The 14,531-nt window shown below is 71.3% G+C and carries 15 protein-coding genes and 1 pseudogene; 8 read left to right on the top strand and 8 right to left on the bottom strand.

Translation table 11 applies throughout. The features are described from left to right. Window positions 1-191: 191 nt before the first annotated feature. Window positions 192-761 carry a GNAT family N-acetyltransferase gene (locus ACPC54_RS41385; RefSeq protein WP_498972832.1) on the top strand — a complete coding sequence of 190 codons (570 nt, stop codon included), beginning with the start codon at window positions 192-194 and terminating at the stop codon, window positions 759-761. A 265-nt stretch (window positions 762-1,026) separates the two neighbouring features. On the opposite strand, the gene ACPC54_RS41380 is transcribed toward ACPC54_RS41385, so the two are convergent. Continuing rightward, on the bottom strand, window positions 1,027-1,485 hold the full coding sequence (locus ACPC54_RS41380) for a MarR family winged helix-turn-helix transcriptional regulator (protein ID WP_498972830.1): 459 nt from the start codon (window positions 1,483-1,485) through the stop codon (window positions 1,027-1,029). 131 nt (window positions 1,486-1,616) lie between these two features. On the opposite strand from ACPC54_RS41380, the gene ACPC54_RS41375 reads away from it, so the two are divergent. Together ACPC54_RS41375 and ACPC54_RS41370 are read left to right on the top strand one after the other, a co-directional pair. Beyond that, complete coding sequence (locus tag ACPC54_RS41375) at window positions 1,617-2,873, top strand: alpha/beta hydrolase (RefSeq protein WP_498972828.1); 1,257 nt, start codon at window positions 1,617-1,619, stop codon at window positions 2,871-2,873. 249 nt (window positions 2,874-3,122) lie between these two features. Then, the gene (locus ACPC54_RS41370; protein WP_498972826.1) at window positions 3,123-3,866 is read left to right on the top strand and encodes a methyltransferase domain-containing protein; all 744 of its coding nucleotides are present in this window, start codon (window positions 3,123-3,125) and stop codon (window positions 3,864-3,866) included. Between the two features lie 23 nt (window positions 3,867-3,889). On the opposite strand, the gene ACPC54_RS41365 is transcribed toward ACPC54_RS41370, so the two are convergent. Then, the gene (locus tag ACPC54_RS41365) at window positions 3,890-4,768 is read right to left on the bottom strand and encodes an NAD(P)H-binding protein (protein ID WP_498972824.1); all 879 of its coding nucleotides are present in this window, start codon (window positions 4,766-4,768) and stop codon (window positions 3,890-3,892) included. Window positions 4,769-5,297: 529 nt separating this feature from the next. Between ACPC54_RS41365 and ACPC54_RS41360 the strand changes: the two genes are divergently transcribed. Together ACPC54_RS41360 and ACPC54_RS41355 are read left to right on the top strand one after the other, a co-directional pair. Then, window positions 5,298-5,750 (top strand): hypothetical protein, encoded by a 453-nt coding sequence (locus ACPC54_RS41360; RefSeq protein ID WP_498972823.1) that lies wholly within the window; start codon window positions 5,298-5,300, stop codon window positions 5,748-5,750. Between the two features lie 396 nt (window positions 5,751-6,146). Further along, complete coding sequence (locus tag ACPC54_RS41355) at window positions 6,147-6,860, top strand: hypothetical protein (protein ID WP_498972821.1); 714 nt, start codon at window positions 6,147-6,149, stop codon at window positions 6,858-6,860. A gap of 422 nt (window positions 6,861-7,282) precedes the next feature. Here ACPC54_RS41355 and ACPC54_RS41350 read toward each other — a convergent pair whose 3' ends face one another. After that, on the bottom strand, window positions 7,283-7,744 hold the full coding sequence (locus ACPC54_RS41350; protein ID WP_498972819.1) for a hypothetical protein: 462 nt from the start codon (window positions 7,742-7,744) through the stop codon (window positions 7,283-7,285). Between the two features lie 78 nt (window positions 7,745-7,822). On the opposite strand from ACPC54_RS41350, the pseudogene ACPC54_RS41345 reads away from it, so the two are divergent. Next, window positions 7,823-8,023: pseudogene (locus ACPC54_RS41345) on the top strand (transposase); the annotation flags it as partial. A 31-nt stretch (window positions 8,024-8,054) separates the two neighbouring features. On the opposite strand, the gene ACPC54_RS41340 reads toward ACPC54_RS41345, so the two are convergent. After that, on the bottom strand, window positions 8,055-8,627 hold the full coding sequence (locus tag ACPC54_RS41340) for a WD40 repeat domain-containing protein (RefSeq protein WP_498972817.1): 573 nt from the start codon (window positions 8,625-8,627) through the stop codon (window positions 8,055-8,057). Between the two features lie 151 nt (window positions 8,628-8,778). On the opposite strand from ACPC54_RS41340, the gene ACPC54_RS41335 reads away from it, so the two are divergent. Together ACPC54_RS41335 and ACPC54_RS41330 are read left to right on the top strand one after the other, a co-directional pair. Beyond that, a complete protein-coding gene (locus ACPC54_RS41335; RefSeq protein WP_498972815.1) occupies window positions 8,779-9,774 on the top strand; it encodes a WD40 repeat domain-containing protein in 996 nt (331 codons plus the stop codon). A 223-nt stretch (window positions 9,775-9,997) separates the two neighbouring features. Then, window positions 9,998-10,372, top strand: a complete 375-nt coding sequence (locus tag ACPC54_RS41330; protein ID WP_498972813.1) for a hypothetical protein — start codon at window positions 9,998-10,000, stop codon at window positions 10,370-10,372. Between the two features lie 75 nt (window positions 10,373-10,447). On the opposite strand, the gene ACPC54_RS41325 is transcribed toward ACPC54_RS41330, so the two are convergent. The 4 genes from ACPC54_RS41325 to ACPC54_RS41310 form a co-directional block, all read right to left on the bottom strand. After that, window positions 10,448-10,873 (bottom strand): hypothetical protein, encoded by a 426-nt coding sequence (locus tag ACPC54_RS41325; protein WP_498972811.1) that lies wholly within the window; start codon window positions 10,871-10,873, stop codon window positions 10,448-10,450. A gap of 124 nt (window positions 10,874-10,997) precedes the next feature. Next, entirely contained in the window at window positions 10,998-12,116 is a 1,119-nt protein-coding gene (locus ACPC54_RS41320) for a pyridoxal-phosphate dependent enzyme (RefSeq protein WP_498972809.1), read from the bottom strand. Between the two features lie 7 nt (window positions 12,117-12,123). Continuing rightward, window positions 12,124-13,200 (bottom strand): acyl-CoA dehydrogenase family protein, encoded by a 1,077-nt coding sequence (locus ACPC54_RS41315; protein ID WP_498972807.1) that lies wholly within the window; start codon window positions 13,198-13,200, stop codon window positions 12,124-12,126. Window positions 13,201-13,472: 272 nt separating this feature from the next. After that, a complete protein-coding gene (locus ACPC54_RS41310; RefSeq protein WP_498972805.1) occupies window positions 13,473-14,426 on the bottom strand; it encodes a sigma-70 family RNA polymerase sigma factor in 954 nt (317 codons plus the stop codon). Window positions 14,427-14,531 lie beyond the last annotated feature (105 nt).

Here is a 14,531-nt window from a genome sequence, read left to right as displayed (position 1 = left end):
TGGAAGAGAACTCCGCCGCTTCGCGGCTCCGATCCAAGGAGCCGATTCCTCCCAGGGCTGAAGCCCCGGGCTTCCTCGGCAGAATCAGGTGAAGGCGGCCGTGCGATGCTGCTCCTCCATCACCCCACCGCGTGACAGAGGCGGTCAGAAAACGCCTGGACCGTCAGACCCGCCTCGTCCATGATCCTCACGTGACCACCTACCTCGACTCCGAGCGCCTGACCCTGCGCCCCTTCGCCGCCGCCGACGCGGACCTGCTGATCGAGCTGGACAGCGACCCGGCGGTGATGCGCTACCTGACCGGCGGCGCTCCGACTCCGCCGGAGGAGGTCCGAGACCTCGCCATCCCCAGCATCCTCGCCGGCTACGAGCGCTGGGATCACGACCTCGGCCTGTTCGCCGCGTACGAGAAGGACGGCGGCGCGTTCGTCGGCTGGTTCTGCCTGCGTCCGCTCCGCAGCGGCCCGCGTGAGGAGGCCGAACTCGGCTACCGCCTGCGCCAGGCGGCCTGGGGCCGGGGCTACGCCACGGAGGTCTCGCGGGCGCTGCTGGCGAAGGGATTCACCGAGCTCGGGATCCGCATGGTCTGGGCCGAGACGATGACCGTGAACCGCCCTTCGCGCAACGTCATGGAGAAGCTCGGGATGACGCTCGCGGAGAGCATCCCCACGCCGGACCACATGATGACGGTCGAGGGTTCCGAGCACGGGGGTGTGCGGTACGAGATCACGAAGGAGCAGTGGGAGCGGCGGCAGGCGTAGGCGAGGCGCGGCGCGCCACCTGGTGAACGGCTGCGTCGCGCGACGAACTGGTCGCGCTTCTCCGGGACCGTGCAACCGAGACCGTGTCTGCGCAGGTGGACGCGGTTCGAGATGCCCTGCGGCAGCAGCGGTTCCAGCACGGCCCGCCTGGCCTGTGTCAGATCTTCCCGGGCCATGAAATGTGATCACCGGATGACCTTGATCCACTTCTGAAGCGGGCCGCAGGGCGTGTCCTTCGGACCTTTCGGATCTCGCCGCGCAGCTTTCAGAGCTGGTCGTAGATGGTGGCGAGGTGGCGCAGGACGTCGGTCGTCGCTTCCAGGGCTTGGGTGTCGTGATGTGCGAGGGCGGTCTCCAGCGCCTGCGCGAGGGCGGCCTGGCGCTCGGCGTGGCGCTCTCGGCCGGTGTCGGTGAGGGCGACGAGCACCGATCGCTTGTCGCCCTCGGGGCGTTCGCGGGTGACGTAGCCGGCGGCCGCGAGACCGTTGACCAGTTGGGTGGTGGCTGCGCTGGTGGTCTCGGCGGCGGCGGCGAGTTGACTGATCGTTAGCGGCCCGGTGTCGGCGAGTGCACGCAGAGCGCGGGCGTGGGTGAGGGAGAGGGCGCCCGGGGTGCGGGTGGCGCGTCCGCGTAGGCGGGAGTCGGCGGCGCTGAGGCTGTAGGCGGCGCGGGCGAGCTGGTCGAGGGCTTGGCCGCGGGCGGGGGCGGGCTGCTGGTCCGGCATGAGGCGATCTCCCTGGCGTGCAGTGGGGGCGGGTTGACAGGAATTCTAGCCTAAGTACTTAATAGATAAGTACTTAGGCACTGCGCCGGGCGCAGTGGCCACCGGTACCCCGAATCGAGAGGACACCTGTCATGACTGTTCGTTCCACCGGCCAGAGCTGGGCCCTGGACATCGCCCTCGCCCAGGGCGGCTTCGACGCCCTGCACCCCCAGGCCAAGGGCACTCTGGAGCAGCTCGGCCACGACCACACCGACTTCGACAAGGTCTTCGACCTGGTGCAGAGCGGCGTGATGCTGCCCAAGGCGTGGGCCACCATCGCCGGCCAGGCCGAGGAGCGCGCCGCCCACCACGAGAAGAACGGCTACGCGCAGACCGCCGCCGACCTGTACGTGCGGGCCGCCGTGATGTGGGGTCGCGCCCAGTACTCGATCTTCGACGCCGCCGACCCGCGCAAGCTCGCCTTCCGCGAGCACGCCAACCACTGCGTCGAGCGCCTGGGCGCGCTGCGCGAGAGCCGGGTGCGCAGGGTCGTCCTCGACTTCGAGGGCAAGCAGATCTTCGCCCTGCTGCACCTGCCCGCGGGGAAGGTCGAGAACGCCCCGGCGGTCATCCTCGGCCCGGGGATGGACATGATCAAGGAGGACTACATCTACGCGGCCGAGCGGTACTACACCTCACGCGGCATCGTGGCCCTGTCCATCGAGGGCCCCGGCCAGGGCGAGAGCCGGGCCAACGGATTGACCGTCGACCTGACCAACTACGAGCGCGCGATCAGCCGCTACATCGACCATCTGGCCTCGCTGCCCGAGGTCGACCCGGCCCGGATCGGCATGTTCGGCATCTCCATGAGCGGCTACTGGGGCTCCCGCGCCGCCGCCACCGACCCCCGCCTCGCGGCCCTGGCCGCTTTCGAGGCCGTCACCGGCGACTTCACCACCATCTTCGAGCGGGCCCAGCCGACCTTCAAGAACAACTACATGTTCATGGCCGGCTACACCGACGAGGACGCCTTCGACACCGAGCTCGTCGCCCGGATGCCGCTCGGCGACCTGGTCGGGCAGATCACCTGCCCGGTCGTGTACGGCATCGGCGAGTTCGACGAACTCACCGTCCTGGAGCAGGCCCTGGCCAACTACGAGCGGATCCGCGCGCCCAAGGAGATGCGCGTCTACGAGAACGAGTTCCACCCGCTGGGCGGCACCGCCGCCGAGGTCTTCCGCTTCGGCGCCGAGTGGGTCGAGCGCGCCCTGAACGGCGAGTTCGCCGAGCCCGGCCGCGACGTGCGCCACTACGTCCACGCAGACGGCCGCACCACCGACGGCACCGCCAACCCGACCTGGTGGCTCGGCACCACCCCCGCCCAGATCGCCGACGCCCGCCGGGCCTGACGCGCCGACCGACCACCAACCCGCGCGCAGCCGGGTGGCGCCGCGTGCGACGCCACCCGGCGGCGCGCTGCCCAGGCCGCCCAAGACAACGTCCAGACGATCGCGTCCCCGGTCCGAACAAACCCGGGTCGGTGGAGAGCTTCCCAGCCCGCCGCCGTACGGCAGGTCGGGCCCCGGATGCTTGCCACGCGTCGGCGGGACCGATAGGCACGATCCCGACACTGTGCGTGACACCTGGAGGTCCGGAGCATGAGCGTGACGAGTCGGTACAAGGATGCCTGGGAGGGTTTCTGGCGGGATGCTCCCGAGGAGCCCGGCTCGGTGATCTGGGACGCGGAGCCGGCGCTCACGGCGGAACGCCATCTCGCGCTGTTCGGGCCGTACCTGGCGGACGATCGGTTTCCCCTCGTCGACCTCGGCTGCGGGAACGGCACCCAGACCCGCTTCCTCGCCGAGCGCTTCCCGAACGTCCTCGGGGTCGACCTGTCCGCCGCGGCCGTCGACCGGGCCCGGCGCGGCGGCGGGGCGCGGCGGACCGAGTTCGCCCAGCTGGACGCCACCGACCCCGCAGCCGTCCGGGACCTGCGCCACCGGCTGGGCGACGCCAACGTGTACGTGCGCGGCGTGATCCACCAGAGCGAGCCGGCCGACCGTGGCCCGGTCGCGGACGCCATTGCCGTGCTGCTCGGCGGGCGCGGTCGGGGCTTCGTCGTCGAGTTGGCGGAGGCGGCCAAGGGCGTGCTGGCGCGGCTCGCGCAGAGCCCCGCCGGGCCGCCCCCGAAGCTGCGCCCGGTCCTCACCCACGGCCTCGCCCCGGCGGAGGTCGCCGACACGGCCTTCACCGACATCCTCCGCACGGCCGGTCTCGACATCCTCGCCTCGGGCGAAATGCCCCTGATCACCACGGAGTTCACTCCGGACGGCACCCGGATCGAACTGCCGGCCCACTGGGTGGTGGTGGGCGTGGACGGCCGGCGGCCGGGCCCGAGCTGAACCGCGGGCCCCGGTCGACGAGGTCACGAACCGCCGGTGAACGCGGTGGCGTGGTCGGCGGCCCACTGGCGGAACGTGCGCGGTGCCGTCCCGAGGACGTCGGCCACCGTGGTGGTGACGTACGCGGGCTGTCCGACCGCCGCGCTCCACGCGGCGAGCAGCATGTCGACGACCGGACCGGGCGCCGTGCCCTGCCACAGGTTTCGGAACTCGTCCGGCGTCAGCTCCTCGAACGCGATCCGGCGCCCCAGGGCGTCACCGATGGCGTGCACCTGTGCGGCGTGGGTCAGTGATTCGGGGCCGGTGAGGACGTAGTCGGCCCCGACGTGTCCGTCCTGGTGGAGCGTCCGCGCCGCGACGGCGGCGATGTCGCGGTCGTCGACCGGTGCCGACTCGGCGGCGCCGTAGGGCCACCGGACGACCTCACCGGCCCGGATCGCGGGCGCCCACCAGGCCAGCGCGTTCGACGCGAACATCCCCGGCCGGATGATCGTCGACTCGACTCCGGTGGCCGCGATGAGCCGCTCGATCTCCGCGTGCAGCGCCGCCATGGGATTGGGCTGCTGGAAGAAGGGGTGCGGCGTCCGATGGGGGGAGGAGAGGAAGACGACCCGCCGCACGTGGGCGGCCAGCCGCTCGACGACGGCCGCGGCGGTCCGGGGCGGGGCGGTCCAGACGAGGAAGACCGCACCGGCGCCGGTCAGTGCCGGATCGAGCGACTCGGGCACGGTGAGGTCGCCGGTGAAGACTTCGACCTCCGCCGGCAGCGTCGCCGCCGCCCCGGGGCGGCGGGTGAGGGCGCGGACCGGCACACCCGCGTCGAGGAGCTGGTCGATGACGACGCGGCCGACCCGGCCCGTCGCGCCGGTGACGAGTACGGGAGGAGTGTCTCTCTGGTTCATGCCATCCATGAAAGCGTTACTGGGTTAAAAATGCAACCCGGTTAAGAATGTAGCGGTTGAGGTCGGGGCTCGGTGACCACGGTCCTCTTGGGCTGCCTGGGGAGGGTCTTCTCCCGGTCGCCGAGCTGGTCTTGTCCGAACGGGCCCAGTTGACCTCCAACGGAGACAGGTGGGGAGGTGAGCTACTGAAACAACGAGATCTGGACAACCAGCTCAGGGGCGGAGCCCGCCAGATGCGAGAGCGCCCTTCCCGGAGCAAAATGGCCGTAAGAGGCCCATAGCACGAGAGTTACAGAGCGTCAATTCGGGCCGCGCCGGACGACGCGGAGCTTTCATCCCCAGTGGCCATCAGCAGGCGGCGCCATGAATCGTCCGCTTCGCGGGAACATCGGCCCTTCCCAGGGGTCTGCGCCGCCAACTCGGCGTCGGCGCCCGGAGGCCGCTGTTGCAGCGCGCTCGACGGTTCCCTGACTATCGCCGTAGTGAATCACGCGCCGTCACCGCTCGGATTGGCTCACCCTCCGAGAGGATGATCATGTCGCTCATTTATGAAACGTACGAGCTGGGCAATGAGGACATCACCGTCCGTTACACCTCTACGTCGCGGGTCCCCGGCCCCGGCATCGACCCGTTGTTCCTGATTGCTCCCCGGCTCACGATCGACCTGGGCAAGGGGCCAGTGGACTACTCCTCCAGCGAGGTCGGGCGGTCAGAGCTGTCTCCTCCGGGAGTAACCGCACTCACCGTGACCGTGGAGCGGTCTATCGACGCCGGCGCGACTCTCTTCAGTGTGCTCCTGCCTCTGTCCGTGGTTCCCGGTGAGGACCTGGCAGCCGCGCCGGTCGAGGCGGTCGCATTCCGCACCACCGTCCGTACCTTCCTGGCCGATGTGGGCTGGAAATTCCCCGAGCAGTCGTACGAAGCCCACGTGCTCAAGGGAACCTACACCCGGAAGCTCACCCCGCCCGTGCCCGCTGAATGACGGAGCGGACGCGGAGGGCCGGCTCCTGCCTTCCAGCGTCCTTGGGGGCATTACGGGGAGTTCTGGTAGGGGGATGGAGCCCAGCACTCACCAGAGGCTCTCCTCTGCCTCCAGTAGCTGGGCCTTGCCCGATCCCTTCGGGGTGCAGAAGTAGCAGGATGCGCAGGCCATGCGTGGACGGATCGGGGTCGGCGGTTCGCTGCGAGCGCAGCTCGCCGTGCCGCAGGGCGGCGTCGCGGTCACCGGTGATCGCGCGAGGTTTTCGTGGGTCATGCACGGCGGGGCGTGGGGCGCTCGGTGAGCCGATTCGCGCCGTCTCTGCCAGGCTGAGATCGGGACCAGGTTGATGGCGCGGTGCCGTCGTACGGCACCGCCGTTCGCGAGGAGGCCGCGAGGATGGCTGCGCGGAAACCGGGTCCGGACGACCGCCGGGCCCATGCGGCGGCGCTGCGGGCGGAGGAGGCTCGGCGGCAGCGGCGCCGGCGGCTGCTGGTGCGCGGGGCGATCGGCCTCGTGCTGCTGGCGGTGATCGGCGGGGTCGCCACCGTGATCGCCACGGACCAGAACTCACCCCGTTCCGCGCCGGGGATTCCGGCGCACCCGCGGATCACGGCCGAGGGCCGTACCACCCCGCCGCCCTGGTCCGCGACGGGCGACGCGACGGCCGCCGTGGCCGCGGCCGGGCTCCCGATGCTCGGCGCGGAGGGCACCGAGCTGCACATCCACGCCCACCTGGACGTCCTGGCCGACGGCAAGCCGGTCGAGGTGCCCGCGCTGATCGGCATCGACGAGAACGCCGGACGGATCAGCCCGCTGCACACCCACGACACCAGCGGCGTCATCCACGTCGAGTCGCCGGCGAAGGCGGACTTCAGCCTCGGGCAGTTCCTCACCGAGTGGCAGGTCTCCGCCTCCGCCGACCACCTGGGCGGCCTGAAGACCGACGCGACCCACACCCTGCGGGCGTACGTCAACGGCCGTCCGGTCGACGGCGACCCGGCCGCGATCATGCTGAACGCGCACGACGAGATCGCCCTGGTCTACGGCACGGCCGCGGAGAACGCCGGCGTCCCGGTGCCGAGCAGCTACGCCTGGCCCGCCGACCTGTAGCAACCCTCCGCGGATCCGAACCACAGCATCGACGTCCCTCCCTCCGGTCGGCCAGCAGAAGGTATACGCGGGCGGCACCCCCGCAACGGACCTGCCGCGGCCGTGGACGCTTGAAGCCACCGGGAACTGCGGCACGGTCAGGCAGACCGAGAACTTCAGGTTCGCGCTCGCGCCGCCCGGGATCGTCCGATTCACGGCGCAGCCGAATGACATCGACGTGGGCAGTTCCCCTGCTCACCGGGTGCGACTGACCGGCCCAGGGCATTTCCGGCCTGCCGCTGGTGCCAGGCGGCAAGGAGGCCGGCTTCCCGTCGGAAGCGGACGCGCACAGCGTCCTCCAGCAAAATCGTCCTCACGGCCTTGGGGTGATCATGGGGGCTTCGCAATGCACATGATCACCCCAAGGTGACTACGGGCAGAGTTCAGGTGTCGTAGTGACCGTCCCAGGGTCGGGAGAACCCCAAGCCGCCTGGGTAGAACTCAGCCCAGTCGTCTTCTTCCTCGCCGTCGGGATACTCACCGTGGCATTCGGGGACCAGACCGAAAAGGATCCCGTCGACTGTGAGTTGGAAGGGCCGGATGGCGATGTCGCAGTACTCGCGGCCAGGCAGAGCATCCAGCCATTCAGCCAGCCGCTCATCCACTCCATGGCCCGGCCCGGGTCCCGGGCACCAGATGTCGGAATCGACGTGGTTTCCGCCGTGATCGAAGCGGTGCAGGACGGCATACCAGCGTTTGTGGTCACCCCAGTCGGGACCGTGCTTGTAGCCGGGTGGGAATCCGCCAGTGATCCAGGCGAAGAACAGGCCCCCGTCGAATCGACCGATCGTCTCGGTACGGTAGCCCGGCTCATGCTGGATCGGTATGAGGTCTGGGATCGCCACGGCCGGACCCTAGCCGATCACCAGGGGGCCTGTCAGCCCGAGGTTAAAGAACGAGATCAGGGTCTGTCGCGAAAGTGGATCAAGGTCGCAGATGATCGGTTCGCGGGACGTGGCGATCTGACGAACGGCCAGTGGGAGCGGTTGGAGCCGTTGCTACCGGTGGGCAAGAAGCCGGGCCGCCCGCGGACGTGGACGCGTCGGCAGCTGATCGACGGGATACGGTGGCGGACCCGGGCGGGCACCCCGTGGCGCGACCTCCCCGAGCGATACGGTCCATGGTGGCCACGCGATACGACAAGTCGGCCGTGCCCTACGAGACGACAGTGCTGGGCGCAGCCATCAACGAGTGGCTTTGACCAGCACTTTCACAACATCCTGGTACTGCGGTCCTCCTGGCACTGAGCCGTGCCGTGGCGGTTGGACAACACTGCGATCTCGTACCCGAAGCCCACGACCAGGCGACCGTCGGGTCGGCGGCCAGCTTCAGGATCGGGGTGGGGAAGAGCACCGGGCGGCCTACCGGTCGGCCGGTCGCCAGGTCCCACACCCGGACGGTCCGGTCCCAGCTGCCGGTGGCGATGCAGGGGCGGCCGTCGACCTTGGTGAGCGCCACCGCGGTCAGCTCCCGTGCATGGCCGGTCAGGGGCTCGCCGAGCTGCTTGCCCGTCGTCAGGTCCCACACGCGCGCGGTCCGGTCGAGGCCTCCGGTGACGGCGAGCGGGCGGCCGTCCACGACCGCCGCCGCGACCGCGAGGACGCCGGCCGGGTGGCCGTCGAGGGGGTCGCCGACCGGGCGGCACGTGGTCAGGTCCCAGAGGCGGACGCCGCCCTTGTCGTCGCAGGAGACCACGACCGGGCGGCCGTCCAGCAGCGTGGTCGCCACCGCGCGGGTCGAGGCAGGTCTGGCGCCGCTGGGAGGTCGTAGACCCGGTCCCACGGACCGTATCGTTCGGGGCTGCCGCGCCACGGGGTCCCGTCCGCGCACGGCTACGTTGGCCTGCGGATGAACGACGCGGTCGCAGAAGGGACACGAGGTGGGTCAGTGGGCGGGGTTCGAGGATGCGGCCGAGCTGGTTCGCATCAGCGGGGTGTACGGCTACCCGGCGCTGGCCGGTGCGAGTGCTGATGGTGACGTATTGATGGTGTCCGCAGGACAGGATGGGGTGTACCGCTGGGATCCGGAGACTGGCGAGCGGTTGTGGCGGGCCGAAGGGACGTACGAGGGGGTGCAGGGCCTCGCCGTCGTCTGCGCCGAGGGTGTGCCCGTGCTGGCTGCGGGCACCGAAATGACCGGCATGATGCGCTGGGATGCCCGGACCGGCGAGCAACTTCCCGGCTGTGACCCGGACTACCCCTCGTTCTGGGACGTCGACACCGCCGTGCTGCCGGACGGCCGCGCCATCGTCGTCGGCGCCGGTGACAACGACCTCTTCCGCATGGACGCCCTCACCGGCGAGCTGATCGACGACCCGTCCGGCCGGCAGTGGAGGGCCTTCGGCGGAGTGCGACGGAGCATGATGGCGGTGAGGTGCTGCACGCTTGGCGACGGCACGGTGGCGATCGTCGCCGGCACGAGGAGTGCCGAGGTGCTACGCATCGACGCGCTCACCGGGCAACCGCTCGGCCCCGCCCTGCAGCTCGACGAAGGGGCGTTGTGCGTCCCCCGGTTGGCGACCGTGGACCTGTCCGACGGCGCGACGCTCATCGTGGGCGCCGATTTCGAAGGCCGAATCCGCCGGTGGAACCTGCACACCGGCGAACCGGTGGGCGAACCCATCGACACCGGCGTGCGACTCCCGCAGCTGGCCGCGCTACGTCTGGCCGGAGAGCCCGTCCTGATCACCTCGGGCAACACGCAGGCCGTGCGTTGCCGGCACGCGGTCACCGGCGAACTGCTCGGCATCTTCCCGCACATCGGCCGGTCGTGGTGTACGACCGGCCCGGACGGCGCGATCCTGCTGGCGGGCACGACCCGTGCCGGTGACCTGACCCTCTACCGCCTGGGCAGCGCCGAGGGCACGGGCGGCTGACCACGACGGCTGCGGCAGGCCGTCGTCCGGCCAAGTCCCGGATCTGGCGCGGGAAGTCGGCCTTGATGTTCACCGTGGCGTCCCGGTCATGGGGTCGGGCTTTCGAGGTTGCAGGAGGGGGAGTACATTCGAACGCGTTCAAAACGATGTTCGTGGGGGCCTGATGCTGTCTGAACCGTCCCAACCGTGGCCGAGTCGAGCTCGCAGGCGGGCTCGTCTGCTCGTGCTGCTGGCCGGCATCACCTGGCTGCCGCTGCTGGCCGGACCGCTGACCTCTCGCTTCGCGGATGAGCGGCTGCTGTCCTGCGCGCTGATCGCGCTGACCGTACTTCCGCTGGCGGCCTGGCGGCGGCCCTGGTTCCGCGGGGCCTGCTGGACGGTCTCTGGCCTGATGTTCGGTGCCCTGCTGCTCACCGGCCCGTACGTGGTCTTCGTGGCGCCCGCCTTCGCCGTCTGCTGCCCGGCCGCCGTCCTGCTGTTGATCGCGGGCAAGCGGGACCTCGGCCGGATCGCGCCGGTCATCGCTTGCGTGCACGGCTCCGTCCCGTTCGTGATCTACCTCGCCACCGGCCACCCGTTCGCGGCCGGGTGGTCCTGACCCGAGGTTCCGGGCGACGCGCGAACACCCGCGGGAGAAGGACCGCCGGCCGGACACGAGTGGGCGGTCCGAGGACTACGGGCGCTCGGCGGCGCCGAGCTTCTTCAGGAAGCCGTCCAGCTCCGGACGGGACTGGTACGAGACGTTCAGCCGGGTCGGCCCGGTCTTGCCGGGGAGGTTCAGGAACAGCGCGTTCCAGGTGCGGCCGAGCTTGGCGCGGCTGACCAGGCCGGCGGCGTCCTTGAGCGGGATGACGTGGACCAGTTCCTGCGGATGGGGGTTCAACCGAGGGCCGCGGTGAACGAAGACCGAGCGATCCGTGACGCTGATGAAATAGGACTTGACGAAGAGCAAGCCGAGCAGTCCGCCGAACAGGGCGCCCATGAGGTACTGGCTCGGCCCGCTGATCGCCAGGAGAACGAGGCGGGGTCGCTCGGTCTGATCCAGCTGCAGAACCGCCCGTCTGGCCTGCGACTGAAGGTCGAGCTTCTGATCGGCCATGATGCCCCCATTGTCGATGGAACCGTGTCCCACCTGGACACCGGAGCAGACGATAACGATCAGTCCGATGAGGGCATCCAGCGGGGGGGCTTGGTGGACTGCGACCCGTGCGGCTTGTTTTCCGTCAGGTCGAGGACGGGTGGGTCAGGAGTTCCTTGAGCAGCTCTGCGGCTCTCTCCTGGGTCACCACGTGCCGCGGGACGTACGGCTCCGGGCCGGGGCCCGATCCTCCGGTGTACACGGCGAGCACCCGGTCACCCGGCGGGATGGTGCCGTCGTCGACCGCCTGGAGTGTTCCGGCCAGCGAGTACAGGCCGGCCCGTTCCACCGGCTGCCCCTCCGGGCCGGGGGTGACCTCGACGCCGGCCCCGGCCAGCAGCTCGATCGCCCGCGGCTCCCAGCTCAGGTAGCCCTGGTTGGGAAGGCACCGCACGGTGCCGTCGCTCCGGCGGCAGACGTCCCGCACCTGGGCGAGCAGCTCGGGGGTGAGGACCCTGCGGAACAGGGTTGGTTCGAGCATCTCCGCCCCCGGGGCCGTGACGGCGCCGGTGAGCGCGTCGACGTACGGGGTGACCGCCTCCTGCTGCACCCCGAGGAAGCGCGGCACCGGGTGCCCGGCGGGGTACGCCTCGGCCAGTCCCCGGTAGAAGCCCAGCGGCCCGTAGGCGCTGGACAGTGCCTGCACGTGCCAGTCCCAGCCGTGGCCGACCGCCCGCTCGGCGTCCCGCAGGAGGTGGGCACGGAGTTTGTTGCCCTCGTACTGGTCCCGGAGGAGCGGCAGGGCCGGGGTGGCGGTGGCCAGGGTGGCGGAGCGCAGGGCCTCCTTGATCTCGTGCTCCGGTGCCAGCACTTCGACGAAGGTCACCCCGGGGTGCCGGGCCAGCCGGGGGTGGATCCGCCGCCGGGAGGCCGGCGGGTGCAGCACGACCAGGCGGATGCCGGCGCGGGAGGCGTAGGTGGCGAGGGCGTTCGCGGTGTTGCCGGAACTCTGGGCCGCCGCGACGGCGTGGCCGGCCCGCACCGCGCGCGCGACGGCGACGCAGGCGACCCAGTCCTTGAAGGTGCCTGTGGCGGACAGCGTGGACAGGTCCAGGACGTCGATGCCGACCCGACGGTACGAGGGCAGCCGCACGATGCGGGCCCCTTCGCGCAGCGAGACCCGGCGCAGTACGTCGGGGTCGATTCCGTCCAGGTGCCCGGCGTAGCGTCGGACGACGCTTCCGTCCTCTCGGTAGAGCTCCACGGGTGTGCTACGCGTCCTCTCCGGCCAGTTCCCGCTCGCCGATCAGGGAGAGCAGGGTGTCGTTGGGGGTGCCGATGATCGGCAGGGCCAGGGCGTCCCGGTAGTGGCGGCCCAGGGCGGGGAGGGGGCCGGCGTAGCCCGCTCCGCCGCACAGCACCGCGGCGTCCCGGACGAGCTCCTGCAGGGTCGCGGTGGCGAAGACCTTCGCCGCGCCCGGGGCGAGCGGCGGGTGGTCGCCCTCCGCGGGCTGGGTGAGGCACCGCCAGACCGCGTGCATGGCCGCCCGCCGGGTGGCCAGCTCGCCGATCCTCAGCCCGACGGCCCCCCTGGCCCCGGGCGGGCGGCCGGGGGCCGACTCCCGGACGAAGCGCAGCGCGCTCGCGTAGACGGCGTCGGCCGAGCCGAGCGCGCGGGCGACGTAGCTGGTGACGTCGTAGCCGCGCAGCGCGTCCGTGAGGTCGTGGCCGGGGCCGCCGATGACTTCCGCATCCGGATCGAACTCGTAGTCCCGGTAGGTGACTTCGGCCAGTGAGACGCCCAGGATCCCGGGGCGGGGGAGCTCCGGCCCGATCTCGATTCCGGGTCGCCGGGGGTCGGTGACGACCCCGACGACGGCGTCGCCGGAGCGGACGACGGCGACGATCCGGTCCGCGTGCCGGGCGTTGGTCACCCAGCTCTTGTGTCCGTTCAACCGGCCGGTTCCGCCGTGGAGTTCGGCCGTGCTGCGGAGCGCGGCCGGGCCGCCGGCTCCCTGCTCGTGGTAGGCGCGCGCGAACACCCGCTCGCCGCGGGCCATCAGGGGCAGCCAGGCCTGCCGCTGCTGCTCGGTGCCGTGCCGCAGCAGCTGCCCGCAGAGCTTCAGGTGGGTGCCCACCAGTGCGGCCAGGGACTGCCAGCCGAAGGCGAGTTCGTAACCGAGCCGGGCCACCTCCGCCGCGGGCCGGTCCGATCCGCCGTACTCGACGGGGACGGTCGCCCCGAACACTCCGAGCTGCCGCAGCCGCTCCACCAGGACGTCCGGGTAGCGGTCCTCCGGGTGTGCCGCCAGGTAACTCTCCACGTCCGTACAGACGAAGGTGCTCACACCCGACAACCACGAGTCCGCCCGCACCGCGCTGCCCCGCATTCCGTCCTCCTCGCCGCCGTGGGGGCGCGACCGGGCGGTGCGCCACCGGGACGCCAACGATCCCGCGGACGACGGGGTTCGTGTCGGCGCCGGGCTTTCACCAGGTCGAGTGACCGCCCGGGCCCGCCTGACAGGCCGCAGGGGCCGCTCGGTGTAAGCGGACTGGTGCGCCGGGAAGGCCCCGGGCCGGCGGCGGGCCTTCGACGTGTCCGGACGCGGGTGGTGTCGTGTCACCACCGGTCGATCAGCGGTGCGTCCGGCTCGTGCCGCCGCCAGGCCTCGCCGAGCCGGCCGAGCCGGGCGGCGGCGCCCATGCCGCGCACGGTCGCGATCCGGCCGTCGGCGAGGTCGAAGGCCACGGTGCCGACGACCTGGTCGCCGAGCACGAAGACGACCGCGGGGGAGCCGTTGACGAGCGCGTAGTGCACGGCGGGCGCGCCGCCGAGCAGGCGGTGCTTCGCGGCGGTGGGCTTGAAGCCGGCCCGCACGACGGTGGCGATGCGCTGCGGGGTGTCGTACCGCAGCAGCGTCTTCGCCAGGCCGGCGCCGTCCGAGAGCGCGGTCGCGTCGTCGGTGAGCAGGGCCACCAGCCGGTCGGTGCGGCCGGAGGCGGCGGCGGCCAGGAACTCCTCGACGATCCGGCGGGCCGAGGCCGGGTCGACCTCGCCGCCGCGCGGGCGCGCGGCGGCGATCCGGGTGCGGGCCCGGTGCAGGTGCTGTTGGCTCGCGGACTCGGAGATGTCGAGGAGTCCGGCGATCTCGGCGTGGCCGTACGAGAACGCCTCCCGCAGGACGTAGACGGCCCGTTCGAGGGGCGCCAGCCGCTCCATCAGGGTCAGCACCGCCAGGGAGACCGACTCGCGCTGCTCGACGGTGTCCGCCGGGCCGAGCATCGGGTCGCCGTCGAGCAGCGGCTCGGGCAGCCAGGCGCCGACGCTGCGTTCGCGGCGGGCCCGGGCCGAGCGGAGCCGGTCCAGGCACAGGTTGGTGACCACCTTCGTCAGCCAGGCCTCCGGCACCTCGATCCGCTGCCGGTCGGCGGCCTGCCAGCGCAGGAACGCGTCCTGCACCGCGTCCTCGGCGTCGGTGGCGGAGCCCAGCAGGCGGTACGCCAGCGAGGCCAGCCGGTTCCGTCCGGCCTCGAAGCGGTCGGTGTCGAAGCGGTCGATCACGGTGCTGTCCACGCGGATCACCCTAGGGCCTGTCTGACAAATGATCATCTGGCTGGTTCGCGGAGCCAGAGGATCAGGGAAGCCAGGACGACTCCTGCTCGGTAGCGGTCCGCGAGC

This window comes from Kitasatospora sp. NPDC094028 (genome assembly GCF_049543595.1).
In the GTDB taxonomy this organism is placed as follows: Bacteria; Actinomycetota; Actinomycetes; order Streptomycetales; family Streptomycetaceae; genus Kitasatospora.
The sequence above is the reverse complement of the archived record's forward strand: the minus strand, read 5'-3'. Positions and strand labels throughout refer to the sequence as shown.